Raw genomic sequence first — 24,116 nt, 5'->3', positions numbered from 1 at the left:
CATTCGTCCCCATATACTCAATTACCTATTTAGTGAAACTCGTGATGACTCGTGTTTCACGAGATTCCCAGTAATCTGGCGGAAGCTAAACTAAGAGAGAGCTCTATGAACCCTGAGCGTTCCGAACGCATAGAAATCCCCGTATTGCCTCTGCGCGATGTGGTGGTTTATCCGCATATGGTGATCCCACTGTTTGTTGGCCGGGAAAAGTCGATTCGGTGCCTGGAAGCGGCAATGGACCATGATAAAAAAATCATGCTGGTTGCGCAGAAAGAAGCTTCGACTGATGAGCCTGGTATCAACGATCTGTTTTCAGTAGGCACTGTAGCCTCGATTTTACAAATGCTGAAGTTACCTGATGGCACGGTCAAAGTGCTGGTTGAAGGGCTACAGCGTGCGCGTATTACCACGCTTTCCGACAGCGGTGAGCATTTTGCTGCTCAGGCAGAATATCTTGAATCGCCAGTGATGGACGATCGTGAACAAGAAGTATTGGTTCGCACGGCGATTAATCAGTTTGAAGGCTATATCAAACTGAATAAAAAGATCCCACCAGAAGTGCTGGCTTCACTGCACAGCATTGATGATGCAGCACGTCTTGCGGATACTATCGCGGCACATATGCCGTTGAAGTTAAATGATAAACAGGCTGTTCTGGAGATGTTCGATGTCACCGAACGTCTGGAGTACCTGATGGCGATGATGGAATCAGAAATCGATCTGTTACAGGTTGAAAAACGGATTCGTAATCGCGTCAAAAAACAGATGGAAAAGAGCCAGCGCGAGTACTATCTGAACGAGCAAATGAAGGCCATTCAGAAAGAACTGGGCGAGATGGACGATACGCCTGATGAGCACGAAGCGCTGAAGCGTAAAATCGAAGCGGCCAAAATGCCGAAAGATGCACGTGAAAAAACCGAAGCTGAGCTGCAAAAACTGAAAATGATGTCACCGATGTCTGCGGAAGCAACCGTAGTACGTGGTTATATTGATTGGATGTTGCAGGTGCCTTGGAACAGCCGCAGTAAAGTTAAAAAAGACTTGGTAAAAGCGCAGGAAGTTCTGGATACCGATCACTACGGTTTGGAACGAGTTAAAGATCGTATTTTAGAATACCTCGCAGTACAGAGCCGTGTTAGCAAGATTAAAGGGCCAATCCTGTGCCTGGTAGGGCCTCCTGGGGTGGGGAAAACCTCTCTGGGGCAATCTATTGCTCGTGCTACTGGCCGCCAGTATGTCCGTATGGCGCTGGGAGGGGTGCGTGATGAAGCGGAAATCCGTGGTCATCGCCGCACCTATATCGGCTCTATGCCGGGTAAATTGATCCAGAAGATGGCGAAAGTTGGGGTGAAGAACCCACTCTTCCTGTTGGATGAGATTGATAAGATGGCGTCCGATATGCGCGGTGATCCTGCGTCAGCACTGCTGGAGGTTTTGGACCCAGAACAAAACGTTGCATTCAACGATCACTATCTGGAAGTGGATTATGATCTGTCGGATGTCATGTTCGTTGCCACCTCCAACTCCATGAATATTCCAGCGCCGTTGCTGGATCGTATGGAAGTTATTCGCCTGTCCGGTTATACCGAAGATGAGAAACTCAATATTGCCAAGCAGCATCTGTTGCCGAAACAGTTTGAGCGCAACGCCATTAAGAAAGGCGAACTGACCATCGATGACAGTGCCATTATGAGCATTATCCGTTATTACACCCGTGAAGCTGGGGTGCGTAGTCTGGAGCGTGAAATCTCCAAACTGTGCCGTAAAGCAGTAAAAAATCTGCTGATGGATAAAACGGTTAAGCACATTGAAATCAACGGTGACAACCTGAAAGACTTCTTAGGTGTGCAGAAGGTCGATTATGGCCGAGCTGATACTGAGAATCGCGTAGGCCAAGTGACTGGGCTGGCATGGACGGAAGTGGGTGGTGACTTACTGACTATTGAGACTGCATGCGTTCCGGGCAAAGGCAAGCTGACTTACACCGGCTCGCTGGGTGAAGTGATGCAAGAATCAATTCAGGCGGCACTGACAGTGGTACGTGCGCGCGCAGATAAATTAGGTATTAACCCTGATTTCTACGAAAAACGCGATATCCATGTGCATGTGCCTGAAGGTGCGACGCCGAAAGATGGCCCGAGTGCAGGTATTGCTATGTGTACCGCGCTGGTTTCTTGTCTGACCGGTAACCCAGTGCGCGCGGATGTGGCGATGACCGGTGAAATCACCTTGCGTGGTTTAGTATTGCCAATCGGCGGTTTGAAAGAGAAATTGCTGGCAGCTCACCGTGGCGGGATCAAAATTGTGCTGATTCCCGAGGATAACAAACGTGATTTGGAAGAGATCCCAGACAATGTTATCGCTGATCTGGAGATTCATCCGGTTAAACTAATTGATGATGTTTTAGCCATCGCGTTGCAAAATCCAGCCTTCGGGGCACAGCCGGTAGCGTCAAAATAGTGACGGATCGCAAGAAGTATTGATAAAACTGATGCTGGTAAGTGAAATGCTACTTGCCAGCTATTTTTTGTGCCGCTAAGTTAGTTCGTCTGTCCGACAAAAGTTTATGCCTTTGGGCTGCTTGCCAAGGTTGGATAGGATTGATATAACAGCTGCGCTGTCGTGTTGTCCGTAGGGATTTTCGGCGCGACGATAGAATTCTAAAGGGGATGAAAGAGTGAATAAGTCACAACTGATCGACAAAATTGCCGCAGGTGCAGATATTTCCAAAGCGGCCGCTGGGCGCGCGTTAGATGCAATTATTGCTTCTGTTACTGAATCTTTGAAAGAAGGGGATGATGTAGCTCTGGTTGGTTTTGGTACTTTTGCAGTACGTGAGCGTTCTGCACGTACTGGCCGCAACCCTCAGACAGGCAAAGAAATCAGTATTCCTGCTGCTAAAGTACCAGGCTTCCGTGCCGGTAAAGGCTTGAAAGACGCAGTAAACTGATTGCCGCGTCAATTCTCATCTGCGCGTATACCCAAAGGAAATGAAGTAGCAGCCAGGTTGTAAGCGAACGAATACCGATGAGTCTGCTCAGGTCAGCGATTCGGGTTAGTGAAAGTAGCGGGCACCTGTGCAACTTCAAGTACCAAGGGTATATATTGTTTGTGTTAAACAATAACCTGACGCAGTTGAGCTGGTAAGGTAAGATACAAGGCGCATCGTTAATGATGCGCTTTTTTTTCGCTTAGGCAGTTGAACTGGCTGAGCGTTAAACGGGTGTAAAATGTTAGTCTGACGAGAGAATATCAGCGACCCGTTTAGAGCAAAAATAGGCAGTAACAAATAGAGTAAGCAGTTTAACGCGCAGCAGCACGAAGGGCTGTCGCAAGGAATGCTGGGTTTATTTAGACCTGCGCAACAGTTTTAATCCATATTACAGCGGAGTATTGTCACATTATGATGGACAATTTACGCGCGGCTGCTAATAACGTCGTGCTCAAAATCATTCTGGCCTTGATCATGTTGTCCTTTATCCTGACCGGGGTTGGCAGCTATCTGATTGGCGGTTCCAACGACTTCGCAGCCAAAGTTAATGGCCAAGAGATTAGTCGTGCTCAGTTAGAACAAGCTGTACAGAGTGAGCGTGGCCGCTTGCAGCAGCAATTAGGTGAACAATTCTCCGCACTGGCCGCCAATGAAGGCTACATGCTGCAATTACGCCAGCAGGTATTGGGGCAGTTGGTCAACAACATGTTGCTTGACCAGTACGCCAAAAAACTGGGCCTGACTGCTAGCGACGAACAAGTTAAAGATGCCATCCGCCAGGCACCTTATTTCCAGACCGATAATAAGTTCGATAACAACAAATATCTCGAACTGGTTAATCGGATGGGCTACACCCCTGATCAATTCGCGCAATTACAGCGTCAGCAGCTCATTAATCAACAATTGCTGCAAGCGTTTGGTGATACTGGCTTTGTTCTGCCTATCGAAGCACAGGCGATGTCAGAGCTGATTTTGCAGCAACGTGAAGTTCGTCTGGCGACAGTTGATCTCAAAGCCCTTCAGGCACAGCAGAAAGTCACTGATGAAGAGCTGCAAGCCTACTACGACCAGAACAAGAATAGCTTCATTGCACCGGAACAGATGAAAGTCAGTTTCATTACGATGGATGCTGCCGCGATGCAGGACAAAATCACGCTCACCGAGGAAGATATCGCGGCGTATTATGAACTGCATAAAAGCAGCTATACCCAGCCGGAACAACGCAACTACAGTGTGATTCAGTTTAAAACTGAAGCTGAAGCCAAAGCGGCGTTAGAGGAGCTGAAAAAAGGTGCTGATTTTGCTGCGATGGCAAAAGAGAAATCTACCGATATCATTTCCCGCAAAAATGGGGGTGAACTGGGGTGGTTGGAACCAGAAACTACGGCTGATGAACTGAAACAAGCGAATTTGACCGAGAAGGGCCAACTGTCTGATGTGGTTAAATCTTCGGTGGGTTATCTGGTTGTTCGCTTAAATGACATCAAACCTGCCCTGGTTAAACCTTTGTCAGAAGTGCATGATGCACTGGCAAAACAAGTTAAGCAGGAAAAAGCTGTTGACGCTTACTACGCGTTACAGCAAAAGGTCAGTGAAGCCGCTACCAGTGATAACGAATCTCTAGCCTCAGCGGAAGAAGCAGCAGGTGCTAAAGCTAAGCAAACTGGCTGGTTTACTCGCGACGCAGTACCTGCTGAGGTTAACTTCAAACCGGTTGTACAGGCAATCTTTGACGGTGGCCTGGTCGGTGAAAATGGTGCGCCAGGTAGTAATTCAGATGTAATCACTGTTGACGGCGACCGTGCTTTTGTTATCCGCATTGATGCTCATAAACCTGAAGGTATTCAACCATTTGATCAAGTACGCGATCAGGTTGCTGAGTTGGTGAAACGTCAGAAAGCAGAACAATTGGCACGTGTTGATGGTGAGAAACTCCTGACTGCACTGAAACAAGGTAAAGGCGAAGAGGCGATGAAAGCTGCTGGTATCAGCTTTGGCGAGAAGAAAACCTTGTCACGTGCACCAGACGATGATCAATTAGTGCAGACTATTTTTGCCTTGCCTCATCCGCAAAAAGATCAGTCGGTTTATGGCTTATCCCAGGATCGTCAAGACAACATCGTACTGATCGAACTGCTATCAGTAACGCCGGGTAAATTGCCGGAAGGCGAGATGAAGACCTTTAGCGCTAAAATGCTAGAAGGGTCAAGCGGTGTGACTTTTGATGCATTGATGGCAAATCTGCACAAACAGGCAACCATTAAGATGGGGCCAGCGGAGCAACAGCAGCCGCAATAAAACCATAATTGCCATGAGTCTCGCATACATCTGCAACTCGATGTAATAAAGAAAGGTCGCTTTGGCGACCTTTCGCATATCTGAAATCTACCCTTTGTGATGAATCGGAGGTTGCGGCAAGGTAGTCATGCTGTCAAACACAAGGAGGATACAGCATGAAATTCATAGGAAAATTATTTGTTATAACCGCATTGTTCGCAGGTCTGAATATCCAGCAGGTAGTTTTTGCCGCTCCCGTCAGCCCTACGAGTACGACTCAGAATAAAGACCTCAATTCGCAAAGCCATACTCCAATAAATAGCCAGCTAAAAGCAGGCTCTTCGCCTGCCAAAGTGGCGGATAAGACCAATGCAACGGCAACAACCACAGCTGGCAGCTCAACGGATAGTGCATATAGCCAAATCAATATTAATAGTGCTAATGCGGAACAGTTGGCCCAGTTCCTGAGCGGAATTGGCAGGAAGAAGGCAGAGGCTATCGTTAATTATCGCGAGCAGTTCGGCCCTTTTACTGATATTGAGCAGTTACTCGAAGTTCCAGGTATCGGCCCCTCGTTTTTAGAGAGAAACAATACCAAGCTTAAAATGTAACTTTAGTTGGTGATGGGGATGTGCTGTGGTCAGACAGATATCAGTGACTATTTTCACCACAAATAATCCCCATCTTTTCATAATGTAAGTCGCAGTAGCAGAGGGAAACTGTGATTTCGCTCTAGATTATATCGTAAGCATGCGATGAAGTGATTTCCCTCTGCTAATCTTGCTGTGAGGTCGTACCAGTTGTGCGGGTGTTCTCTTGCCAACTCTATTTTACTGCCGAAGGTACGTAATTTTTATTCACTGTCTGGAGAAGCTCGCTGTCATGCATATTCATATTAAAGTCCGGGGTTTTCATATTGATGTTTTCCAACATGTTAATAATGCCCGCTACTTAGAGTTTCTCGAAGAAGCGCGTTGGGAATGGCTTGATGGGGAGCCAGCAGCGCAATGGATGGCTGAAAACCAAATCGCTTTTATCGTGGTTAATATCAATATCAACTACCGTCGGCCTGCAGTATTGGGGGATCTGCTACGAATCGATAGCCAGTTATTAAAGCTAAACGGTAAAAGTGGTGTGATGAAACAGACTGTCACGCTAGAGCCTGAATCTATTCCGGTGGCAGATGCAGAACTAACGTTTGTCTGTATCGATCTGCGTAGTCAGAGAGCATTGCCCATTGAGGGAGAACTAAGGGAAAAACTGGACGAGTTTGTCAATCGAGGTATTACAGGATAACTCGGCTTTGTTGCCGGGGAGGGATATTTTCCCTGAATATCTGGTTAAATGTGCAATGGCCGCGATATACCTCGCTCTGATGAGCGAGGTCACGATTAGAACAAGGCAATGGGTCGATTACAGTGGCTATCTGAGTGAACAATAATCAAGCTAGCCCGGTTTTTTGTTTCAAGCTCAATAATACTTTTGGCTTATTAGCAAGATAGAACGCCAGCCCTTTGGCTCGTAAATGGCAGGCAGCACATTGGCCGCAACCATCGCCTTGAATCCCATTGTAGCAAGTAAGTGTCTCGTGGCGGACCAGCTCGAGTTGCTGATAATAATCAGCTAGTGCCCAGGTTTCTGCTTTATCCAGCCACATTAAAGGGGTAATGAAAGCGATATCTCGGCCAATACCCAAATCGATTGCATGGTTGAGTGCCTTCACGAACTCATCCCGGCAATCAGGGTAGCCGGAGAAGTCAGTCTCACAAACCCCGGTGATAACCGTCGGAGCTTGCACTTGATAAGCATAAATTGCGGCTAAGGTCAGGAATAGAATATTGCGACCAGGGACAAACGTACTGGGAACCGTATCGGCATCCTCTTCATCAAAAGAGGGGATAGGGATACTGTCTCGGGTCAGACTGCTCACCGCTAACTCATTGAGCATGCCAACATCTAGCACTTTGTGTGCTTTAGCACCAAGCTGCGTGGCAAGCGCGCGAGCAACATCAATTTCTGCGCGGTGGCGCTGTCCGTAATCGAATGTAATGCAGTGGACTTCATCATATTGCTGTAATGCTTGAATTAAACAGGTAGTGGAATCTTGCCCACCACTAAATACAACGACAGCGCGTTTCATACTGTGACCTCGTACGGCTGTGAGCCTCGAAAGAGCCAACCCACAGCAAAATAAAGAATTGGCGGTATGTTACTCAGTTCACGGACGAAAGGGTAGCAACCTGCATTTGGCAATCAGGTAGTCGCCGGTGGGAGCCATGCCTGATTGAAATCAAACCAACCATATGCGGTTAGGGTAACACCGTTAATCCGTGGCGGAGCATTGACCTGATACTGATAATTGAATAGTGGGAGAATCAGCCCTGCCAGCATCAGACCATTATAATATTCACGCAATTGGCGGAAACGCTCAGCCGCAAGTTCAGTTTGCTGAATCTGTATCAGTGTTTGTTGCTGTAGTTCTAATTGAGCAGGGGAGAGTATACCGCGCCACAGCGGATCAAGTTGGAGCCAGCTTTCCATCGCCGCTTCAGGAGATTCACCAACTAAGTGGTCCGCTAATAATAAGTCTGCCTCTTCAATTTGATGAGTATCTTTCCACTGCTTATCACGACTGGCGCGGATTTCTAATGTGCAACCATGGGTTGCCAATACCGCTTTTAGTTGTTCGGCAACACTCTCAAGTTCCATTGGAGGTTGATAGGTCAGTATCAGATGGGCAGGCAATGGCGGGTTTTCATCGGCGCTAAACCGGGGGATAGGCCAGCCGGGTAGCATTTCATGACTAGGCGTTATCACACCACGCCGAATGGATAACTCTTCTAAGATGCCGGAAGTTTGCACTAGCATCAGCAATTTGGCTATTTGCTGGGGAGTAATATTATTGAGGTGCCGATTGATGGCCAGATAGCAAAATCCAAGGCTCATACTGCGCTGAACAGGGCGGGCTAAAGGGAAATCCTCCTCCTGTCCAATGGTTATACGTACCGGGTGTTGGCAACTCCCATCCGCTGACTGTACGACAAGGCTTGGAGTTATCCAGTATTCAATGAATTCCAGATAAGGATGTTGCAAATGGTAAAATTCGTGCTGCTCCAACCGGACCAGATGTGGGTTAAAGGTCGCTAACTTAAATGGGCCAGCCCCCAGAAGTGAGGCGTCGGGATGAAACAGTTTACACGGTAAATCTGCCAGCCGATGTGCCAGCCAGTAATCAGGATGCAGCAGCGTAAATTTCAGGCATAAAGCATGGGGCAGGGTAATCGTTGCAATATTGGCAAAACTCGGTTGGCTGCGTGGATTTGCCCGCAGCAGTGCCAGCGTTTGCAACAACTGCTCGCTGCGGATATGTTCCCCATTATGCCAACGTAATTGACTGCGTAAGAAGAATTGCCAGGTTAAACCATCATCGCTGACTTGCCAGTGATGGGCCAGATCCGGTTTTGGCAGTGGGTCTCCGGTGTTAAATCGGGTCAGGCCAGCATGTAAAGTATAAATCAGATGCTGCTCTGCCCGGCCACTGACGGTCATTGGATTTAACGGTTCAAGCTCCCGATAATAAGGGATTCGCAGTATTGGGCTATCGGCTTGCCATTGTCCCCCCATGTGAGGGTTTAGTAACGCTTGAAGGCGTTCAGGTTCCAGTTGGGCGAGTGCGAGAGCAGCTTGATGGTCACCTTGCTCAAGGAACAATTGCAGGTAGGTTGCGCGCAGCGCATCTGGTTTTTTCAGGCATTGTAGTTGCGCGCGTTTGCCGCGGCCAACTTGTGAATGCCAACTGAGCCAGTCATTCGCTTGTAGTTGTTGAATCAGAGTGCGGGCATGTCGCTCACTGCAAAATAGTAGGCCTGCCAGTTCACTGACGGTGGTAGCCGCCGGTTGATCGCCGAACTTTTGGTACAAGCGCTGATATTGGGTTAGTCGGTGAATAATGCGCATAATTAAGATGTTATCCCATTAAGGCTATTTTAGCTCTTGGACGAACTCATCAAATGCCTTTATTTTTAAATGACTTAGGGATCTGCACGGTTCATTCTCATGTGGCGATGAGTTACAACGTGATCTGGCACTCTCAGTGCTGTGCGTGTTCAAACTGATAGTATCCATTACGCCTATTCGGGCTGCTTATAAATCAGGAATAGTTTAATTTAATTGTTCACTATTAGTTCCGTAAATAGTACGTCATAATTTTATTCATACCACCAGTTTTGCTGTTATCGAGGTTTTAAATGTACCGTTTAGCCGCTTTTGATATGGATGGAACCTTACTGATGCGCGACCATAAAATTGGCGGCGCTACATTGAATGCGTTACACCAGTTGGTGGACAACGGGATGATCCTAACCTTTGCTACCGGTCGACATTATATTGATATGAAAGGGATTTTATCTCACTCAGGCATAAATGGTTATTTGATCACTGGCAATGGGACCCGAGTCTGTGATGTAGAGGGTGAAGCATTATACGGTATGGATTTGCCCGCAGAACTGGTGGAGTTTGTGTTACGAACTCCGTGGCAGACCCGTGCCAGCATCCATATTTTCCGTGATGATGGTTGGTTTACTGATTGTAATGACCCTGCGCTGCTGACTGCACATAAAACCAGTGGCTTCCAGTTTCAGCTCACGGCACTGAGCGCATTGCCTCTAACTGGTAATCATAAGATTTGCTTTATTGCCTCACATCAGGAATTGACCGAGCTTAAAACCCAGCTTGAGCAGCAGATGGGCGGCGAAGCCGATTTTTGTTTTTCAGCGGTTGATTGCCTTGAAGTGTTGCCTCGTGGATGCAACAAAGGGGCGGCTTTAGAGCGATTAAGCCATCATCTCAATTTAACACTGGCCGATTGTATGGCCTTTGGTGATGCGATGAATGATAAAGAGATGCTATCGCGGGTAGGTCTTGGCTTAGTGATGGGAAACGCATTACCGCAATTGAAGCAAGAGTTACCTCAGTTACAGGTTATTGGGCGCTGTGAACAACAAGGCGTCGCTAACTATTTGCAACATTGGCTAAGTTCACCACACCTCACCTATTCCCCCGAATTCTGAGGTTTATCTCCTTGGTACTTAGAGTTGTAGCAGTGTTAACGGGCTTACTCACCCGAATCACTGATGGTGTCAGCTCAGCGGATCACTCGCTTGCTGCCTAACTGCACCTTTTGATGACTTGAGGATAGCTATTAGCCAGCCGGATAATCATCCGGTTTTTTTCTGCCAAAATTCGGTTTTCCTCGGTCATCCAAGAGGGGAAAACCGAATTTTATCGGTTAATTACAGGTTATTTAATTCATTACTAAATGGGGTCAGATCACCAATGTTATTACTGACCCATTCGGTATTGTAATAGGTATCCAGATAGCGTTCGCCACTGTCGCAGAGCAACGTCACAATAGCGCCGGTTTTGCCTCGCTCACGCATCTGTTTGGCTAATTGTAATGCGCCCCAGACGTTAGTGCCGGTGGATGCCCCCACTTTGCGTCCCAAAATACCTTCCAACCAATGAATGGTTGCAACACTGGCAGCATCGGGTACGCGCAACATACTGTCGATCACTTCTGGAATAAACGAAGGCTCAGCCCGTGGGCGGCCGATCCCTTCAATACGGCTGCCGCAACTACCGGTAACCGTGCGGTCGCGGTTACAGAAACAGTCATAAAATACTGAATTCTCTGGGTCGACTACCATCAATTGGGTGTCATGCCCTTGGTAGCGGATATAGCGGCCTAGGGTCGCCGATGTGCCGCCAGTGCCAGCACTCATGACGATATAGTCAGGTACCGGGAAAGGTTCACGCGCCATTTGGCGGAAGATGCTATCGGCAATGTTGTTATTGCCACGCCAGTCGGTAGCGCGCTCTGCATAAGTGAACTGATCCATATAGTGACCATTCAGGTCACGAGCCAGTTGTTCAGATGCTGCATAAATTTGCCCAGCGCTTTCAACAAAATGACAGCGACCACCATAGAAGGTGATCTGCTCGACTTTGCGCCGCGCAGTGCAACTTGGCATAACTGCAATAAAGGGCAGGCCAATCAGCCGGGCAAAGTAGGCTTCAGACACTGCCGTGCTTCCTGAGGAAGCCTCGATTATCGTTGTTCCTTCTGTAATCCAGCCATTACATAAGCCATAAAGAAACAGTGAACGAGCTAAACGGTGCTTTAGGCTACCGGTTGGATGGGTGCTCTCATCTTTTAAATAGAGATAAATACCGGGAAAAGCCGGCAGGTTTAGGCGGATCAGGTGAGTATCAGCGGAGCGTTGGAAGTCAGCTTCTATTTCACTGATAGCATTTTTTACCCAAGTGTTGGTCATTTCATGGCCTGCGATGTAGGTAGTAAACTAATGATGACTAGATTAACGGTTATTAAAGAAAAAAACGTTGCCATTTTTCCTTCTTTATCGCCAAATGGTAGAAATTTATTCTATGGTTACTCGTTATGTTAGATAAAACTGACCGTAAACTCCTCTGTATGTTGCAAGAAGATTGCACTCAATCACTGCAAGTACTGGCCGAAGCCGTCAATCTTACCTCCACACCCTGCTGGAAACGGTTAAAACGCCTTGAGGATGAAGGATTTATCCGTGGGCGCGTGGCACTGCTGGACAGCGAAAAATTGGGGTTGGGGCTTACGGCATTTGTGCTGATTAAAACTCAGCAGCATAATAGTGGCTGGTATCAGGAATTTGTTGAATTTACTAAGCAAATGCCAGAGGTGTTGGCGTTCTATCGTATGGCCGGAGAATATGACTATCTGATGCAGGTCGAAGTTGCCGATATGAAAAGTTACGACAATTTTTACAAACGCATGGTTAATGGTGTTCCGGGGCTGATTGATGTGACATCAAGTTTTGCGATGGAAAAAATCAAATATACAACTATGTTGCCTGTTCCTGAGTGAATATTTGGATTAAAAGCCCTTTTACCGATGCTATGCTACCCCCTTCATCGCGCGTAGCGAGAAAATACCGATGTATTCGGTGTCAGACCAGGAATAAAACTGAGTGAGATTGTTTGCACAACTAGGCTGGTATTTTCGCCGTGAATGGCGCCGCTATGTAGGCGCGGTGTTGTTGTTAATTATTATCGCTATCCTACAACTGTTGCCGCCTAAACTGGTCGGAGTAATTGTGGATGGTATCAGCACAAAACAGATGTCTACCAATATGTTACTGGTATGGATTGGTGTGATGCTGATAACCGCTATTGTGGTCTACCTACTGCGTTATGTCTGGCGTGTTTTATTATTTGGTGCCTCTTATCAATTGGCTGTGGAGTTGCGGTCAAACTTTTATCGCCAACTTAGCCGCCAGGCCCCTGGTTTCTATTTACGTCACCGTACCGGCGATTTAATGGCTCGTGCGACGAATGATGTTGATCGCGTGGTCTTTGCTGCCGGTGAGGGGGTGCTGACGCTGGTGGATTCGTTGGTGATGGGATGCGCGGTGCTGATTGTAATGAGCACCCAAATTAGCTGGCAATTAACACTGTTATCATTGTTACCTATGCCGGTAATGGCGGTGGTGATCAAATATTACGGTGACCAACTGCATCAACGTTTCAAATCGGCCCAAGGGGCATTTTCTACGCTGAATAACCAGGCGCAAGAAAGCCTGACCAGTATTCGCATGATTAAAGCTTTTGGCCTGGAAGATCATCAATCACAGCAGTTTGCTCAGGTCGCGGCAGAAGCCGGTGCCAAGAATATGTATGTCGCACGTATCGATGCCCGTTTTGATCCAACTATCTATATCGCCATCGGGATCGCGAATTTATTGGCGATTGGCGGCGGCAGTTGGATGGTGGTTAATCACAGTATTACTTTGGGTCAACTTACCAGTTTCATCATGTATCTGGGGCTGATGATCTGGCCCATGCTTGCCTTGGCGTGGATGTTCAATATCGTTGAACGAGGCAGTGCCGCCTATAGCCGTATTCGCAGTTTGCTGGAAGAAGCGCCGGTGGTTAAAGATGGTGATATTGAGCTGAGCGATGGGCGTGGCACACTCGCGGTGAATATTCGCCATTTCTATTACCCAGGTAGTGAACAGCCTGCGTTACATGATGTGGCGCTGAAATTAGCACCGGGGCAGATGTTGGGGCTATGCGGGCCTACAGGGTCGGGTAAGAGTACCTTACTGGCATTGATTCAGCGGCAGTTTGATGTGGATGATGGTGCTATTTGTTATCAAGGGCATGCGCTGTCTGATATTAGGTTGCATGACTGGCGTGGCCGTTTATCTGTGGTCAGCCAAACGCCATTCCTCTTTTCTGATACGGTTGCTGGCAACATTGCATTGGGTAAACCTGATGCCACGCAGGCTCAAATTGAGCGGGCCGCTCGTTTAGCCAGTGTGCATGAAGATATTTTACGCCTTCCTCAGGGTTATGACACTGAAGTGGGTGAGCGCGGTGTGATGCTATCTGGCGGGCAGAAACAGCGGATTTCCATCGCCCGCGCACTGTTGCTGGATACTGAGATCCTGATTCTCGATGATGCGCTATCCGCAGTTGATGGTCAGACCGAATATGAAATCCTAAAAAATCTGCGTGAATGGGGTGAGCATCGTACCGTGATTATCAGTGCGCACCGTCTTTCAGCGTTGACCGAAGCCAGCGAAATTTTAGTGATGCAACATGGTGGCGTGATGCAGCGCGGGACACATAACGTATTAGTCAGTCAATCCGGCTGGTATCGGGAGATGTACCGTTATCAACAACTGGAGGCAGCATTAGATGATGGTGAGTCGGAGGCCAAAACCGATGAGTAAAGTTCAGCAACTTTGGCCGACACTTAAGCGCCTGCTCTCCTATGGCTCCCCTTATCGTAAACCGTTAGGGTTGGCGGTATTGATGTTATGGATTGCGGCTGCCGCCGAGGTCAGCGGCCCGCTTTTGATAAGTTATTTTATTGACCATGTGGTCGCAAAAGGCACTTTGCCCCTCGGTTTAGTCAGTGGGTTGGCATTGGCTTATCTGTTGCTGCAACTGTTGGCAGCAGCATTGCATTATTTTCAGGCATTGCTTTTTAACCGTGCTGCCGTAGGTGTGGTTCAGCGCCTACGTATTGAAGTGATGGATGCCGCTTTGCGTCAACCTCTCAGTGCGTTTGATACCCAGCCGGTCGGGCAATTGATTTCCCGTGTCACAAATGACACCGAAGTCATTAAAGATTTATATGTGATGGTGGTCTCCACCGTATTAAAAAGCGCGGCATTAATTGGCGCGATGCTGGTGGCGATGTTCAGTCTGGATTGGCGTATGGCGCTAATTTCTATCTGTATCTTTCCAGCAGTGCTGGTAGTGATGGCCATTTATCAACATTACAGCACACCCGTAGTGCGGCGAGTCCGGGCTTATTTGGCTGATATTAACGACGGTTTTAATGAAATTATTAACGGCATGGGCGTGATTCAGCAGTTTCGCCAGCAAGCTCGTTTTGGCGAACGTATGGAGTCTGCCAGCCGTGCGCACTATATGGCACGCATGCAAACTTTACGCTTGGAAGGGTTTTTATTGCGCCCGCTGCTGAGCCTGTTTTCTGCCTTGGTACTGTGTGGTTTGTTACTGTTGTTCGGTTTCAGTCCTGATGGCTCAGTGGGGGTGGGTGTGCTGTATGCTTTCATTAACTATCTGGGCCGCTTAAATGAACCCTTAATTGAACTCACATCACAGCAGTCAGTCATGCAGCAAGCTGTGGTGGCTGGGGAACGTATTTTTGATCTGATGGACCGCGCCCAGCAAGGATACGGTACTGATGATCGCCCACTGACCAGTGGCCGTATCCAGGTGGATAATGTCAGCTTTGCTTATCGTAGCGATAAAATGGTACTGCAAAATATCTCCCTTGATGTACCTTCGCACGGGTTTGTTGCTCTGGTCGGGCATACCGGCAGCGGAAAAAGTACGTTGGCTAACCTGTTGATGGGCTACTACCCGGTGCAACATGGTGAGATTCTGCTAGATGCTCGTCCTTTATCCGCGTTATCCCATCAGACCTTGCGCCAAGGGGTGGCCATGGTGCAACAGGATCCAGTGGTGTTGGCTGATTCCTTTTTTGCCAATGTGACTTTAGGCCGTGATATCTCTGAACAGCAAGTGTGGGAAGCTCTGGAAACGGTGCAACTGGCCCCTTTAGTCCATGCGCTACCCGATGGATTGCACAGTCTGCTTGGTGAGCAGGGGAATACCTTGTCAGTTGGGCAAAAACAGTTGCTGGCGATGGCGCGAGTATTGGTACAGGCTCCGCAAATCCTGATTTTAGATGAGGCGACTGCCAATATTGACTCTGGTACTGAGCAGGCCATTCAGCGGGCATTGCAGCTAATCCGAAAAAATACCACGCTGGTAGTGATTGCTCACCGCCTTTCAACCATTGTTGATGCTGATACCATCTTGGTGTTGCACCGTGGTGTGGCAGTGGAGCAGGGTAAGCATCAAGAGCTGCTGGCCGCCCATGGGCGTTATTATCAAATGTATCAATTGCAATTGGTTAGCGAAGATTTAGCCGCCATTGATCAGGTAGAAACGGCGGTAAGTTAATTAATAAGTTGTGGGGCTAAGCGGCCCCGCACTATTTTCTGTGTTTTCCTAAGTCAAATCGTTAATGCATATCCCCGTTAATGCCCATTTTGCAGCTTTCGTGCACCATAATCTTGCAATGCAATAGGTCGTCGATGCTGTCGTGCACTTCTGTGACGCGCTTCGCACTATTTTGGTGCGCGAAAATTATTCAACACGATGAATTCAGCCGCTACACGGCTGACTCATGTATCTCAACCGCCCTAGCTTCGCCATTTCCGCATTAAATTATATCTATCATTACTTATGGCATAGCCTTTGCTTTACTTCATTTGTGGCAGACATGAATTCGACTTAATTCGAGAAGGGGCAAATATGAAGCTGGTTACCGTGGTTATCAAACCATTTAAGCTGGAGGATGTGCGTGAAGCCTTATCCTCTGTGGGTATTCAGGGGCTGACCGTAACCGAAGTAAAAGGATTTGGTCGCCAGAAGGGACACGCAGAGCTCTATCGGGGAGCTGAATACAGTGTCAATTTCTTACCTAAAGTGAAAATTGATATCGCAATTGCTGATGATCAATTGGATGAAGTGATTGACGTGATCAGTAAGGCGGCCTATACCGGCAAAATTGGTGATGGCAAAATTTTCGTTGCTGAATTGCAACGTGTTATTCGCATCCGTACCGGCGAAACCGACGAAGCAGCACTGTAATTTGCAGGCTCAAATTTAGTGAATAGGGATGGGTTGATGATGAAAAAACTTTTATCCATGTTGGGCCTGAGTTCGGTAGCGATGCTGCCTTCTTTGGCAATGGCCGCAGCACCGGCTGTAGCTGACAAAGCTGATAATGCTTTTATGATGATTTGCACCGCGCTGGTGCTGTTTATGACTGTGCCCGGTATTGCCCTGTTCTACGGCGGTCTGCTGCGTTCCAAGAACGTATTATCGATGATGACTCAGGTCATGGTGAGCTTTGCTCTGATCTGTGTGCTGTGGGTGCTCTATGGCTATAGTCTGGCTTTCGGCACCGGCAATGCATTCTTTGGTAGTTTCGATATGGCGATGCTAAAAGGTATTGGTTTGACCAGCCTGAGTGGCACTTTCTATCAATATATCCATGTGGTGTTCCAGGCTTCATTTGCCTGTATCACGGTCGCACTGGTGGTGGGATCATTCGCCGAACGTATTCGTTTCTCTGCGGTATTAATTTTTGCAGCACTGTGGTTCACCTTCTCATATTTGCCGATGGCACATATGGTATGGGGTGGTGGTTTCCTGGCAATGGATGGCGCATTGGACTTTGCCGGTGGTACTGTTGTGCATATCAACGCCGCGATTGCTGGTTTGGTGGGCGCTTACTTACTGGGTAAACGTGCTGGTTTTGGTAAAGAAGCGTTCAAACCTCATAACTTACCTATGGTGTTTACTGGTACTGCGATTCTGTATATCGGCTGGTTTGGCTTCAATGCCGGTTCAGCCAGTGCCGCGAATGAAATTGCTGCACTTGCCTTCTTGAATACGGTAGTTGCAACAGCGGGTGCTATCTTGTCTTGGGTCTTTGCTGAGTGGATTTTACGCGGCAAACCGTCGCTGCTGGGGGCATGTTCCGGTTGTATCGCAGGTTTGGTTGCGATTACGCCAGCGGCAGGTACAGTCGGGGTTGGCGGTGCATTGATTATCGGTCTGGTCGGGGGTGTTGCCGGTCTGTGGGGTGTGGTTCTGCTGAAAAAATGGCTGCGGGTAGATGATACCTGCGACGTATTCGGTGTCCACGGCGTGTGTGGGATTGTCGGTTGTATCCTGACCGGTGTCTTCACCTCGGCTTCACTGGGCGGTACAGGTTACGCCGCTGGCGTCACTATGGGCCATCAGGTAGGTGTGCAACTGTTCAGCGTCGGTGTGTGTTTGGTCTGGTCTGGTGTTGTTGCCTTCGTTGCCTTTAAAATTGCTGACCTGTTGGTTGGCCTGCGGGTACCAGAAGAACAAGAACGCGAAGGTCTGGATGTTAACAGCCACGGCGAAAATGCATACAACCAATAAGCTAGAAGTAGCAGTAAAATAAATAATAATGATGATAGCAGCAGGGGCGATATGATATCGCCCCTGTTCTATTTTTGGCAAAGGCTATCGAGGTATCATCGATGCAAACGAATGACACCTTCCTGCACGGTAGAAGCCACTAATATCCCTTCCCGGCTGTAAATCTGGCCACGGACAAAGCCCCGCGCGCCGGAAGCAGAAGTGCTTTCTACTGCATACAGCAGCCAATCGTCCAGGCGAAATGGCCGATGGAACCACATAGAATGATCTATCGTGGCAATCTGCACTCCTGGCTCCAGGAAACCAATCCCATGTGGCTGCAAGGCCGTTGGCAGGAAATTAAAATCAGAGGCATAACCCAGTAAATACTGATGAACCCTCAGGTCATCTGGCATGGCACCGTTGGCGCGGAACCAGACATAGCGATTCGGTTCTTCTACCGAGCCTTGCAATGGGTTGTGGAATTTCACCGGGCGCATTTCAATTGGCTGATGGCCGATAAACTTTTCCCGTACTTTTTCGGGGATCATATGTGCGAACTGGCGGGCAATGTCTGTTTCTGACATCAACCCTTCCGGTGGGGGAACGTCCGGCATGGTATTTTGGTGTTCGAACCCCTCTTCTTGACTCTGGAACGATGCCGTCATATAGAAGATGGGTTTACCATTCTGAATCGCACTGACCCGGCGGGCGCTGAAGCTGTTGCCATCACGTAGTGTTTCGACGTCATAGATAATGGGCTTGCTGCTGTCCCCTGGGCGCAGAAAATAGCTGTGGAAAGAATGTACTGCCCGCTCTGCCGGTACGGTTTGTTTTGCTGCATAGATAGCCTGACCCACTACCTGACCACCAAATACCTGGCGCAAGCCCAGATCTTCACTTTGGCCACGAAAGATACCTTCTTCAATTTTCTCAAGGAAGAGCAGATCGAGTAGTTTTTCTAATGCTTGACTCATGTTGTGGCCCCTGATGGTTGAGTTTATACACAGTGTGCTGAATCCGTTGGGCGCTCGTCAATATATTGCTGTGAAAGGCCTGTTCAACTGAGGAATATCGGATAAGGAATAGTCTGATAAATGCCTCAATGGGGTAAGCGTCGGCGGGAAGTAGAATATTGTGCTATAATTGGCTTGCTAGGTGGTTGAAGCCACTTATTAAACGCCGGCTGTTGTGTAGATAGCTTGCATCTTAATAATAAGAAGGAGTGCGACCTATGAAACCTTGGCAATCAATGAAATTCTGGCAGATAGCGGGTGGGGCAGCATTAGTGGTAAGTTTGGCTGGGTGTGCTCATCGAGGGGCTGATGTTCCGGTTCCCGCGCCGGCAGGTGTAACCACTGCTGCCGCACCTATTGTACAGCCTGCTGTACAGGGGACAGTGAACATCCGCGAGCGCATTGCATTACCACCTGATGCCGTAGTTACGGTTACGCTGTCGGATGCCTCATTGGCTGATGCACCATCACGGGTTATCGCCCAGAAAGCAATTCGTACTGAGGGCAAACAGGCTCCGTTTAGTTTTGCTTTGCCGTTTAACCCAGCCGACATCCAGCCAAATGCACGTATTATTGTAAGTGCAGCGATCACTCGCAATGGTCAGTTATTGTTTATCACCGATACCATTCAAGAAGTGATCAACCGTGGCGCGGGTACCCAGGCTAATCTGTTATTGGTCCCTGCAACCTCTGTTGCTATAGAAACAACCCCAGGGGGACCGGCAACAATACAGGGCGCGCCTACCATAACAGGCAGTGCGACCATCCAGTAATGTTTAACCCGCCATGAACCGGTTTTTCAGAAGCGCCAATTAATTTGGCAATAGCGCCACAGGATAGCCACTATTCTGTGGCGTTTTTATTAGCGGTATTGCCAGCGATAGCGGCGTAAATCAATTCGACCCGAAGTATCGATATCAATGCCTTCAGCCAGTAATGCCTTTTTTTGTCTAAGATAATCATCACCAATTAATGATATTTCGCCATGACGATTAATCACCCGATACCAGGGTAAGGCAGAGCCTTCCGGCAAGCGTTTGAGAACTCCACCGACTTGGCGTGCAGCTCTGGGGGAGCCAATCAGCCGCGCGATATCGCCATAAGTAGTCACCTGTCCATAGGGGATAGCGGCCACCACTTGGAAGACCCGCTGGCGGAAACTGTCGACAAACGGTAGGTCACCCGATTCTGTGGGCAAATCTGATATTGCAGATTCCCACTGATTTTGGCTCTCTGTTTTTGATGATGTCACAGCATTCTCTTTTTTATCTGCATGGGCGGATAGTGCGACGTTATAGAAATAAATAGAGCGATATAAATAGAACGAGATAAATAAATAACATCATCAATGCTTTTGGTGCCAGCAGAAAAGAGATTTAACCCAAACCTGAGGGGAAGTGGGCAAGAAACCACCGGTTAGTGCGGGTTGTCTTGCTATTTGGTGGGTCATGGTCGATAATGCCCACCGCTCCAGAGTACAAGGAGCCGTTAACGTCAATGGAGGTCCTGTTGGTTCTCCCGCAACACTAACTTGTGAACTCGGTCAGATCCGGAAGGAAGCAGCCGTAGCAGGCGAGGTGTGTGCCGGGATGTAGCTGGCAGGGCCTCCACCATTTCTGATAAGTGCATGATATCCATCATATTAAACACTTGTTTCGTGCATTGAAACGGCAGTGATACAACTTTTGTGTATCACCTAGGGCGCTAATCAATGTCACATCTTATACTTTCCCGTCATGGAATCTGGTACTACCATAGAGTCTACCTGACACCTAGAAAACGTCGTGAAATTCGAATCAGCTTTATCACAATGATATTATGCCGGTGCATAGTGTTTTTGGTGCTTCCGTATCGATAATCTGAATCCTATTCAACCCTTTTTACTTTGAAACTAGCTTGTTTTTTATTATCTGTCCGTCTTTCATGATGATAGTCAGGTTTTTTTCAGGATCTGCCAGCAGTCCGATATCAGCGAGTGGATCGCCGTTAACCAGCAATAAATCAGCTAAGGCTCCGACTTCGACAACACCAAGTTTTCCTGGATATGGATTGCGTCGATCTGATAGTGCTAACAATTTTGCATTATCAGATGTTGCCATTCTGAGCACTTCGGCGGGCGTATACCACCGTGTCATTGTAGAAAGCTGTGAGCCTTGTCGGGCTGCCAAATTTCCATCAAATAAAACATCTGTTCCGAACGCAACTTTCACCCCGTATTTTTTAGCTAAGCGATAAGCGTTATCAGTCCCGGCAAAAATCTGCGCTGCTCTGGCTTGTCCCGCGGGATCGGGCAGTTGATTTGCATTCTCGTCCGCCAAAAAAGGCTGCAGACTCCACCATGTACCTGTATCTGCCATTAATTTTGCAGTTGCATCATCTGCCAATTGACCATGCTCAATTACTTTTGCTCCAGCTTTGATAGCATTGCTAATGGCTTCAGGGGTATAAGCATGGACTGTCACATAAGTACCCCAATTAGCCGCGGCCTCGACTGCGGCGTGAATTTCATCGACGCTAAGTTGAACTGTATCTAATGGGCCATAGGGAGAAGATACGCCACCGCCTCCTGTCAACTTGATTTGGCTAGCTCCTTGCAACAATTGCTCTCTGGTGCGCTTTCGAATTTCATCGGCTGAATCAGCTATCGCAGACATGCCAATTCGTTCTGGGTAACTTAATTGATCAGGGGTAGCCGGTATTTCTGAAAGCATCCGAAAATCACCATGACCACCCGTTTGTGAAATCATTGCTCCTGATGGCCAGATGCGTGGCCCTTTGATTACGCCATTATCAATTGCGAGTTTTAAGCCAAACGCGGGTCCACCCAAATCTCGAACGCTGGTAAAACCGCGTAGAAGTGTTGACTCTGCTTCAGCACCGGCCAGCAATGTGATAAAACTTAACGGAGCGGTTGAAGCTAATGCCATGGAAGGACGAGCCATAAAAGTATGCCAGTGGGCATCGATAAGGCCCGGCATCAATGTTTGACCATTGCCAGCGATATGCACGGCATCAGTTGCTGGATTAATCGGTTGAGCAGAAATTTGAGTGATTTTATTGCCTTCAACAACCACATTCATTTTGGACGTTAAGGTTGTGCCGTCAAAGACCCGGACATCTTCGAAGATAGTCATTGGTAATTTATTTGGCGATTGAGCATAAGATAGTGAGGGTAGGAGGCTGACCATACAGGCAGCCACAAATGTTGTTTTGATTGTCTTTGACATCAGTATTTTCCTCTCGTATCTGAGAACAAGATAGCGTTGAATATTATATATATCTTATCATCTCTTTTATTTTGGCACTGTTGCAAATAGCTGCTTAGGGCAAACTGTTGATGATAGGAGGTTGGATCCATTTTTTGCCCGACTGCTGCCGTGATTATATCTGGCATGATCTCGCGGCGGTGCTTTATTTCCTTAGCGATGGATACCTATTTCTTCGTCAGCCAGGGAGACGTTGTGCTCCAAAAAATAATATCTGCGCCAAGATAATCGTCGGCAAATTGTACAAACTCATCCTTGCTAAATGGCTTACCCGTGTTGGGGTTCTTGTAGGTCAAGGTAGGCTCCTGCACTGCCATGGCAATGAGTGCTAGCCTCCACCATTTCTGATGTTATCTTCCTAGTGTGCTTACCTAAAGTGTCAACCCTTCTTGTTGAACCTCTTCTTTACGTTTTCTTATGCTATTGGTCAGATATTTTCAGCTAGACGTATTAATGAAGGGGGAAATAAGATTTTTCTCATTTATTTATTGGTTTAGGTGTCTATTTACATTTAAGATTTAGCAAAGGATTAATAATATTTTGAAATTATTAGCGCTAAGAGTGAATTTTAATAAATGAAGCGGACAAAGCACTTTGACTTAAATGCCCTTCCACTCTGCTGATAACTCACTGGATTTACCTAAATCTGATATGCAATAACGCGGGATTCAAGTTAACCTTCAATACCGTGGGCCTATCAAGACATTTATCTCAAATTAAAACACGAACGAATTGCCTGGTTCATTGAAGCCGATAACGACTATCGGCTCAACGTTGTGTGTCTTAACCAGCGTTAAGCAGACTATTTCACATGTTGCCAAACCGTAGGTGGGATTTTATCATAAAGCTTATTCATTGTGAGTTCAGCCAGGCGATGGTCTGCCGCTGAGTAAAATAATTCCAACTCATCATCGGAAAGCTCATACTTATTCTTTTCAATTACACGTTCCAATGTATCAATAGTCGTACATTTTCTTAAACGCATCAGGTAGTCAGTTTTTGTCATGGTGGTTTTTCTTCTCGATATACAAATTAATATAGGGAAACTATCCCTTAAGTTTTCATCAGGGTACAGATGTATTCTCCTGAGAAAAGTCTGAATAAACGCTCTTTGGTTTTTTGCCAGCGCCGCAATTCAGGATCATTGATTCCGTAACTACTAAACAAAGTATATGTATCGTCTAAATATTCTTCCACTAACTCTGAAAGGTCGCCGTCATCCGGGTATTTTATTTTAAAACTCATCACAAATGAAGCTATATGCTCGATCAAATCATTGAGTTGCAGATTTACGGCAGATGTTGGGTCATTTACCCACCCATGATGGCTGTCGCCAAGGGTAGCAATGCCTTCATCATACAAGTTTTCACATAGAAACTTCAACTGGGCAATGTCATGCCGTTTAGGCGAGTACTCATCCATATCATCCCCTCCGTAAAGTCTTAATTCGGTGTTGATAACACAATGTGAGTAGATAGATAATCATATAAATGTAGAAGCTTATCGTTAACGTAAATAAACTTGTCTTGATATGAATATAAATCATTTCTTCGCTCACCGCGCAACTTTATTACTTAATCTTACAATTCGTCAGCGGTTGAGGGCCTGTCATTGTTAATTATATCAAAAGTGATTCTTTCTGGATGTACAATAAATGTTACAGCACCGGTTAAGGTTTCTTCAGTATTGATATCCAAACAGGGGTTAAAGATATGCCATTGATAACAGTAAGTCATTGAATAGCAGTTATCTTCTACGTGAGAAATATCAAGAATTTCTAATGAACCCGCCGTGTACCTGGCATTTTCCGAATAATACATTAAGCCGGAAACCAAACTTCCTTCAATTTCACGGATATTATTGCTGATAACACTCTTGAGTAATGAAATCGCGTAACACCCTGAGGTGAAGTCCCCGGCTATTTCATTGTTCATTAATTGTACGCTCATGGTGGCAAGATTAATTCATTCCTGTATCGCTATTGTAACAAAAAATGCTTTGGCA

At 47.2% G+C, this 24,116-nt stretch carries 22 protein-coding genes and 1 other RNA gene; 13 read left to right on the top strand and 10 right to left on the bottom strand.

Annotated elements, in window-relative coordinates:
- Nucleotides 1–105: 105 nt before the first annotated feature.
- Both A6J66_011280 and A6J66_011275 read left to right on the top strand, forming a co-directional pair.
- Nucleotides 106–2,460 carry an endopeptidase La gene (locus A6J66_011280; protein ID PNM24714.1) on the top strand — a complete coding sequence of 785 codons (2,355 nt, stop codon included), beginning with the start codon at nucleotides 106–108 and terminating at the stop codon, nucleotides 2,458–2,460.
- 217 nt (nucleotides 2,461–2,677) lie between these two features.
- Nucleotides 2,678–2,950 (top strand): DNA-binding protein HU-beta, encoded by a 273-nt coding sequence (locus A6J66_011275; GenBank protein ID PNM24713.1) that lies wholly within the window; start codon nucleotides 2,678–2,680, stop codon nucleotides 2,948–2,950.
- Here A6J66_011275 and A6J66_011270 read toward each other — a convergent pair.
- A complete protein-coding gene (locus A6J66_011270; GenBank protein ID PNM24712.1) occupies nucleotides 2,898–3,122 on the bottom strand; it encodes a hypothetical protein in 225 nt (74 codons plus the stop codon). The two genes, A6J66_011275 and A6J66_011270, sit on opposite strands and share 53 nt — an antisense overlap.
- Nucleotides 3,123–3,403: 281 nt before the next feature.
- On the opposite strand from A6J66_011270, the gene A6J66_011265 reads away from it, so the two are divergent.
- From A6J66_011265 to A6J66_011255, 3 genes are all read left to right on the top strand, one after another.
- On the top strand, nucleotides 3,404–5,290 hold the full coding sequence (locus A6J66_011265; protein ID PNM24711.1) for a peptidylprolyl isomerase: 1,887 nt from the start codon (nucleotides 3,404–3,406) through the stop codon (nucleotides 5,288–5,290).
- Nucleotides 5,291–5,445: 155 nt separating this feature from the next.
- Nucleotides 5,446–5,880 carry a transporter gene (locus tag A6J66_011260; GenBank protein PNM24710.1) on the top strand — a complete coding sequence of 145 codons (435 nt, stop codon included), beginning with the start codon at nucleotides 5,446–5,448 and terminating at the stop codon, nucleotides 5,878–5,880.
- A 271-nt stretch (nucleotides 5,881–6,151) separates the two neighbouring features.
- Nucleotides 6,152–6,565 carry an acyl-CoA thioesterase gene (locus tag A6J66_011255; protein ID PNM24709.1) on the top strand — a complete coding sequence of 138 codons (414 nt, stop codon included), beginning with the start codon at nucleotides 6,152–6,154 and terminating at the stop codon, nucleotides 6,563–6,565.
- A 145-nt stretch (nucleotides 6,566–6,710) separates the two neighbouring features.
- Here the strand turns inward: A6J66_011255 and A6J66_011250 are convergent, their stop codons facing one another.
- Together A6J66_011250 and A6J66_011245 are read right to left on the bottom strand one after the other, a co-directional pair.
- Nucleotides 6,711–7,409, bottom strand: a complete 699-nt coding sequence (locus A6J66_011250) for a 7-cyano-7-deazaguanine synthase QueC (GenBank protein PNM24708.1) — start codon at nucleotides 7,407–7,409, stop codon at nucleotides 6,711–6,713.
- Nucleotides 7,410–7,522: 113 nt separating this feature from the next.
- Nucleotides 7,523–9,226 (bottom strand): peptide ABC transporter substrate-binding protein, encoded by a 1,704-nt coding sequence (locus tag A6J66_011245; GenBank protein PNM24707.1) that lies wholly within the window; start codon nucleotides 9,224–9,226, stop codon nucleotides 7,523–7,525.
- 290 nt (nucleotides 9,227–9,516) lie between these two features.
- Here A6J66_011245 and A6J66_011240 point away from each other — a divergent pair, with 290 nt between their 5' ends.
- Nucleotides 9,517–10,338 (top strand): HMP-PP phosphatase, encoded by an 822-nt coding sequence (locus tag A6J66_011240; protein ID PNM24706.1) that lies wholly within the window; start codon nucleotides 9,517–9,519, stop codon nucleotides 10,336–10,338.
- Nucleotides 10,339–10,560: 222 nt separating this feature from the next.
- Here the strand turns inward: A6J66_011240 and A6J66_011235 are convergent, their stop codons facing one another.
- Nucleotides 10,561–11,601, bottom strand: a complete 1,041-nt coding sequence (locus tag A6J66_011235; GenBank protein ID PNM24705.1) for a PLP-dependent cysteine synthase family protein — start codon at nucleotides 11,599–11,601, stop codon at nucleotides 10,561–10,563.
- Nucleotides 11,602–11,726: 125 nt separating this feature from the next.
- On the opposite strand from A6J66_011235, the gene A6J66_011230 reads away from it, so the two are divergent.
- The 5 genes from A6J66_011230 to A6J66_011210 all read left to right on the top strand — a co-directional run bounded on the left by A6J66_011230 (nucleotide 11,727) and on the right by A6J66_011210 (nucleotide 17,851).
- Nucleotides 11,727–12,188 (top strand): Lrp/AsnC family transcriptional regulator, encoded by a 462-nt coding sequence (locus A6J66_011230; GenBank protein PNM24704.1) that lies wholly within the window; start codon nucleotides 11,727–11,729, stop codon nucleotides 12,186–12,188.
- Nucleotides 12,189–12,291: 103 nt separating this feature from the next.
- Nucleotides 12,292–14,058 (top strand): multidrug ABC transporter permease/ATP-binding protein, encoded by a 1,767-nt coding sequence (locus A6J66_011225; GenBank protein ID PNM24703.1) that lies wholly within the window; start codon nucleotides 12,292–12,294, stop codon nucleotides 14,056–14,058.
- Nucleotides 14,051–15,829, top strand: a complete 1,779-nt coding sequence (locus A6J66_011220; GenBank protein ID PNM24702.1) for a multidrug ABC transporter permease/ATP-binding protein — start codon at nucleotides 14,051–14,053, stop codon at nucleotides 15,827–15,829. The genes A6J66_011225 and A6J66_011220 overlap by 8 nt, the downstream gene beginning before the upstream one ends.
- Nucleotides 15,830–16,183: 354 nt before the next feature.
- Nucleotides 16,184–16,522 carry a transcriptional regulator gene (locus tag A6J66_011215; GenBank protein ID PNM24701.1) on the top strand — a complete coding sequence of 113 codons (339 nt, stop codon included), beginning with the start codon at nucleotides 16,184–16,186 and terminating at the stop codon, nucleotides 16,520–16,522.
- A 33-nt stretch (nucleotides 16,523–16,555) separates the two neighbouring features.
- The gene (locus tag A6J66_011210; GenBank protein PNM26983.1) at nucleotides 16,556–17,851 is read left to right on the top strand and encodes an ammonium transporter; all 1,296 of its coding nucleotides are present in this window, start codon (nucleotides 16,556–16,558) and stop codon (nucleotides 17,849–17,851) included.
- A gap of 95 nt (nucleotides 17,852–17,946) precedes the next feature.
- On the opposite strand, the gene A6J66_011205 is transcribed toward A6J66_011210, so the two are convergent.
- Nucleotides 17,947–18,807: an acyl-CoA thioesterase II gene (locus A6J66_011205; GenBank protein PNM24700.1), complete on the bottom strand. Its 861-nt coding sequence runs from the start codon at nucleotides 18,805–18,807 to the stop codon at nucleotides 17,947–17,949.
- Between the two features lie 257 nt (nucleotides 18,808–19,064).
- On the opposite strand from A6J66_011205, the gene A6J66_011200 reads away from it, so the two are divergent.
- Nucleotides 19,065–19,619 carry a hypothetical protein gene (locus A6J66_011200; GenBank protein ID PNM24699.1) on the top strand — a complete coding sequence of 185 codons (555 nt, stop codon included), beginning with the start codon at nucleotides 19,065–19,067 and terminating at the stop codon, nucleotides 19,617–19,619.
- Between the two features lie 89 nt (nucleotides 19,620–19,708).
- Here A6J66_011200 and A6J66_011195 read toward each other — a convergent pair whose 3' ends face one another.
- Nucleotides 19,709–20,152 (bottom strand): 6-O-methylguanine DNA methyltransferase, encoded by a 444-nt coding sequence (locus A6J66_011195; GenBank protein ID PNM24698.1) that lies wholly within the window; start codon nucleotides 20,150–20,152, stop codon nucleotides 19,709–19,711.
- A 201-nt stretch (nucleotides 20,153–20,353) separates the two neighbouring features.
- On the opposite strand from A6J66_011195, the gene ffs reads away from it, so the two are divergent.
- An RNA gene (ffs, locus tag A6J66_011190) (signal recognition particle sRNA small type) lies at nucleotides 20,354–20,450 on the top strand.
- 276 nt (nucleotides 20,451–20,726) lie between these two features.
- Here ffs and A6J66_011185 read toward each other — a convergent pair.
- From A6J66_011185 to A6J66_011170, 4 genes are all read right to left on the bottom strand, one after another.
- Nucleotides 20,727–22,073: an amidohydrolase family protein gene (locus A6J66_011185; GenBank protein PNM24697.1), complete on the bottom strand. Its 1,347-nt coding sequence runs from the start codon at nucleotides 22,071–22,073 to the stop codon at nucleotides 20,727–20,729.
- Nucleotides 22,074–22,914: 841 nt separating this feature from the next.
- Nucleotides 22,915–23,118, bottom strand: coding sequence for a modulating protein YmoA (locus tag A6J66_011180; GenBank protein ID PNM24696.1), 204 nt, complete (start codon nucleotides 23,116–23,118; stop codon nucleotides 22,915–22,917).
- A gap of 47 nt (nucleotides 23,119–23,165) precedes the next feature.
- A complete protein-coding gene (locus A6J66_011175; protein ID PNM24695.1) occupies nucleotides 23,166–23,534 on the bottom strand; it encodes a Biofilm formation regulator YbaJ in 369 nt (122 codons plus the stop codon).
- Between the two features lie 158 nt (nucleotides 23,535–23,692).
- A complete protein-coding gene (locus A6J66_011170; GenBank protein PNM24694.1) occupies nucleotides 23,693–24,046 on the bottom strand; it encodes a hypothetical protein in 354 nt (117 codons plus the stop codon).
- Between the last annotated feature and the right edge of the window lie 70 nt (nucleotides 24,047–24,116).

This window comes from Yersinia enterocolitica, assembly GCA_002082245.2.
Classification (GTDB): domain Bacteria; phylum Pseudomonadota; class Gammaproteobacteria; order Enterobacterales; family Enterobacteriaceae; genus Yersinia; species Yersinia enterocolitica_E.
The sequence above is the reverse complement of the archived record's forward strand: the minus strand, read 5'-3'. Positions and strand labels throughout refer to the sequence as shown.

Coding starts and splice junctions, on each gene's coding strand:
- A6J66_011280 (PNM24714.1), top strand. CDS start 106: ATGAACCCTGAGCGTTCCGAACGCATAGAAATCCCCGTATTGCCTCTG.
- A6J66_011265 (PNM24711.1), top strand. CDS start 3,404: ATGATGGACAATTTACGCGCGGCTGCTAATAACGTCGTGCTCAAAATC.
- A6J66_011260 (PNM24710.1), top strand. CDS start 5,446: ATGAAATTCATAGGAAAATTATTTGTTATAACCGCATTGTTCGCAGGT.
- A6J66_011255 (PNM24709.1), top strand. CDS start 6,152: ATGCATATTCATATTAAAGTCCGGGGTTTTCATATTGATGTTTTCCAA.
- A6J66_011250 (PNM24708.1), bottom strand. CDS start 7,409: ATGAAACGCGCTGTCGTTGTATTTAGTGGTGGGCAAGATTCCACTACC.
- A6J66_011245 (PNM24707.1), bottom strand. CDS start 9,226: ATGCGCATTATTCACCGACTAACCCAATATCAGCGCTTGTACCAAAAG.
- A6J66_011240 (PNM24706.1), top strand. CDS start 9,517: ATGTACCGTTTAGCCGCTTTTGATATGGATGGAACCTTACTGATGCGC.
- A6J66_011235 (PNM24705.1), bottom strand. CDS start 11,601: ATGACCAACACTTGGGTAAAAAATGCTATCAGTGAAATAGAAGCTGAC.
- A6J66_011230 (PNM24704.1), top strand. CDS start 11,727: ATGTTAGATAAAACTGACCGTAAACTCCTCTGTATGTTGCAAGAAGAT.
- A6J66_011220 (PNM24702.1), top strand. CDS start 14,051: ATGAGTAAAGTTCAGCAACTTTGGCCGACACTTAAGCGCCTGCTCTCC.
- A6J66_011215 (PNM24701.1), top strand. CDS start 16,184: ATGAAGCTGGTTACCGTGGTTATCAAACCATTTAAGCTGGAGGATGTG.
- A6J66_011205 (PNM24700.1), bottom strand. CDS start 18,807: ATGAGTCAAGCATTAGAAAAACTACTCGATCTGCTCTTCCTTGAGAAA.
- A6J66_011200 (PNM24699.1), top strand. CDS start 19,065: ATGAAACCTTGGCAATCAATGAAATTCTGGCAGATAGCGGGTGGGGCA.
- A6J66_011185 (PNM24697.1), bottom strand. CDS start 22,073: ATGTCAAAGACAATCAAAACAACATTTGTGGCTGCCTGTATGGTCAGC.
- A6J66_011180 (PNM24696.1), bottom strand. CDS start 23,118: ATGACAAAAACTGACTACCTGATGCGTTTAAGAAAATGTACGACTATT.
- A6J66_011175 (PNM24695.1), bottom strand. CDS start 23,534: ATGGATGAGTACTCGCCTAAACGGCATGACATTGCCCAGTTGAAGTTT.
- A6J66_011170 (PNM24694.1), bottom strand. CDS start 24,046: ATGAACAATGAAATAGCCGGGGACTTCACCTCAGGGTGTTACGCGATT.